We start from the raw sequence: 2,922 nt of genomic DNA, 5'->3' as shown, positions 1-2,922 counted from the left end.
GGGCGGGCCGGTCTGGGGGGGGGGGCGGCGCCTTCTCGTTTCGGGGGGGGCCGCGCGGGGGGGGGGGGCGGGGGGGGGGGGGCCCCCCCCCCCCCCGGGGGGGGGGGCCCCCCCCACCCCGGCCTGTGGCGGAAGCAGGTGCGGCCGGCCACAGTGGGATGGGCGGGAAACGGAGCGGATGCGTCCCGGGATGCCGTTCGGAGTCACTGGTGCGAGTTACTGTTCCGAGTTACTGAGCCTTTTCCAACCTGATCGGGATGGCGGAGCGTTGGGGCCGGGGGTGTACGGAACGACGAAGCTCCTGGTAGACGGGTTCTCGACCAAGATCACCCGTGCCGCCATGAGCTTCTGTGCTTGTCTACCCGTCGTCGATCGATCTGTCCAGCAGCACGCTGCGGCACCTGACCGGACAGCTCACCGCGAGGAGGCGGGAGATCGGCACGCGGTGGCGGCGTCTGACCGCCGGCCGTCAGGCCCTGCTTGCCTTGGCCCATCTGCGGTGCGGTGACACCTACGCTCAGCTCGCCGCCGGGTTCAAAATCGGCATCGCGACCGTCTACCGGTACATACGCGAGGCGATCGAAGTCCTGTCCGCCATCGCGCCGTCCCTGGAAGAGGCGATGGAGACGGCCCGGACGAAGTCGTTCGTGATCCTGGACGGCACCCTGCTGCCGATCGACCGGATCGCCGCGGATACGCCGTACTACTCCGGGAAGCACAAACGGCACGGCATGAATGTGCAGGTCCTCACCGACCCGTTCGGCCGCCTGCTCTGGGCCTCGGCCGCCCTGCCGGGTTCCACCCATGACCTGACGGCCGCCCGGAGCCACGGCATCGTCGACGCGCTCGCCAGCGCGGGAGTGAAATGCTGGGCGGACAAGGCCTACCAAGGGGTCGGCCCGCCCATCCGGGTCCCCTTCCGGGGCCGCCGGCTCAAGCGATGGAAGCGACGCCACAACAGCAGCCACGCCAAGATCCGATGCGTGGGCGAGCAGGCCATGGCCGTCCTGAAGAGCTGGCGCCTTCTGCGGAAGCTTCGTTGCAGCACCAACCGGATCACCGACATCGTCAAAGCCGTCCTCGCCCTCCACCACACCTCAACATGAGGTTGGAAAAGGCTCAATCTCATTGGCACTCAGGCATCCATCATGTGTACGGCCTAACGGGCCCAGGAGCCGTCCGCTGCCGGCGTCGAAACACGTGGTAGTTCCGGTCTTACGGCCCGTACCATTCCGGCACATCCACACCACGGGGCGCCCTCTGCGGTAGACGGCTGCGACGTCGAGGAGTCCCTCGCGCACGATGAGCTCGCAGGAGCTGGGGATGCCGACGGAAGTGGGCCTGCGCCCTCTCCGAGACGCGAGCCGTCCCTGCCCGCGGTCGCGGTCGCGGAGCTGATCGTAGTACTGGTTGAGGACAGGACCTGCTGCATGGTCTCGGCCAGGAAGGGCGGGTTCAGGGCGATCTCCTGCACCAGGGTGTTGAGCTGGGTCGAGGCCGTAATGGGCGGCCGGGCGATGCGTATTCTCCGACGTGATCTTTCGCCGTCTGCCCGACCCGAGTGAGGTTCCCGTGCGTGCTCCTACGCGGCCGTTAGCGCTCGCCCTGTCCCTGACCGTCGCCCTGCTCGCCGGATGCGGTCCGGCCGCCGACGACGCGAAGCCGAACGGCAGCACGCCCCCGGCGCCTGCGAAGCGGGCCCTCACACCGCACGACCCCCCGCAGTGGTTCGATGTACGGGGTCAGGTTCCCCTGCCGGAGGCGGCCACGGAGGGGACCGATCTGGCTGAGCAGGTCAGCGACGGCGGCGAGGAACTGCCGTTGCTCCTCCACAACTCCCAGGCCTTCGTCGTCTCCCGCACCGGTGTCCAGGTCATCGACCTTGCAGACGGCCGCACCGTGGGCGAGGAGACCGCCCGCGACGAGGCCCTTCGCACGGACACCGACGGGTTCATCCTGCCGCCGGTCCTGGCCGGCAGCGAGGTGCTGGTGCCCTTCCTGCTGACGATGCCCGCCTCCGGCACCCACACCGCGGGCGCGATGGTCGAGCTCGTCGCGGTCAGCACGGCGTCCCCGTACAAGGCCGCCTGGCGGACGACCGTCAAGCTGCCCGAGTGGGCACTGTGGTCCTCCGGCAAGGTGCAGGCCGTGACCGTCGGTGCGCAGGACGGCACGGCCGTCGTGACCGTGATGGGCGGCGACAACGCGGTGACGTACGGCGTCGACACCGCCTCCCACGCACTGCGCTGGACGCAGCCCGGGCTGGAGGCCGTTCAGGTCGGTGCGGGCACGGCGGTGGGCCTGCTCCACGTTGAGTCCTTCACCTCCGTCCCGCTGGGGGTCGATCTCGCCACCGGCGCCGAGAAGTGGCGCGGGGAGAAGACGAACGCCGCGATCATGAACCGGGTCGGGCCCGGCACGGTCCGGTTCGCGGGCAGGCAGACCGCTGGTAAGGGCGACCAACTGTTGGACGCGACCAGCGGGAGGGCCCGTGCCGCCATGCCGCCGGGGATGAGTGCGATGAACTGCACCTCCGATCGCAGCCGGACCCTGGTGTGCACGAACGGGTTCGCGGTCGTGGCGGTGGACGCGGCCACCGCCTCATTGCTGTGGGTGCTCAAGGACGGCGACGAGGAACGAACTCCCCCGACCGTGACCGCGGTGTGGCACGGGCGGGTCTATGGCCGTGGAGCGGGAGGTCCCGTCGTGCTCGACGCGCGGACCGGCGCCGACATGCCCACCAAGCCGGAGGCCGCACCGCTGCTCGTCAACGAGTTCGCCGGGATCGTGCTGAAGGACAACCGGCTCTACAGCTTCCCGGTCGGCGGCTAAAGGTTGTTGCAGAACGTTTGGGGTGGGGCATTCCTCTTGTATGGGCGGGGTGTTGCGGGCTGAGTCGTTGTGGGTGGAGACGTTCACCGG

General features: G+C 69.5%; 2 protein-coding genes. Both read left to right on the top strand.

All coding sequences use genetic code 11. The features are described 5' to 3' along the window. The first annotated feature begins 350 nt into the window (after window positions 1-350). Window positions 351-1,106 (top strand): transposase family protein, encoded by a 756-nt coding sequence (locus ACFWBY_RS33610; RefSeq protein ID WP_385342311.1) that lies wholly within the window; start codon window positions 351-353, stop codon window positions 1,104-1,106. Between the two features lie 466 nt (window positions 1,107-1,572). Beyond that, on the top strand, window positions 1,573-2,832 hold the full coding sequence (locus ACFWBY_RS33605) for a hypothetical protein (protein ID WP_385342309.1): 1,260 nt from the start codon (window positions 1,573-1,575) through the stop codon (window positions 2,830-2,832). Window positions 2,833-2,922: the final 90 nt, after the last annotated feature.

The sequence above is a fragment of the Streptomyces sp. NPDC060049 genome (assembly GCF_042736715.1).
GTDB lineage: Bacteria > Actinomycetota > Actinomycetes > Streptomycetales > Streptomycetaceae > Streptomyces.
The sequence above is the reverse complement of the archived record's forward strand: the minus strand, read 5'-3'. Positions and strand labels throughout refer to the sequence as shown.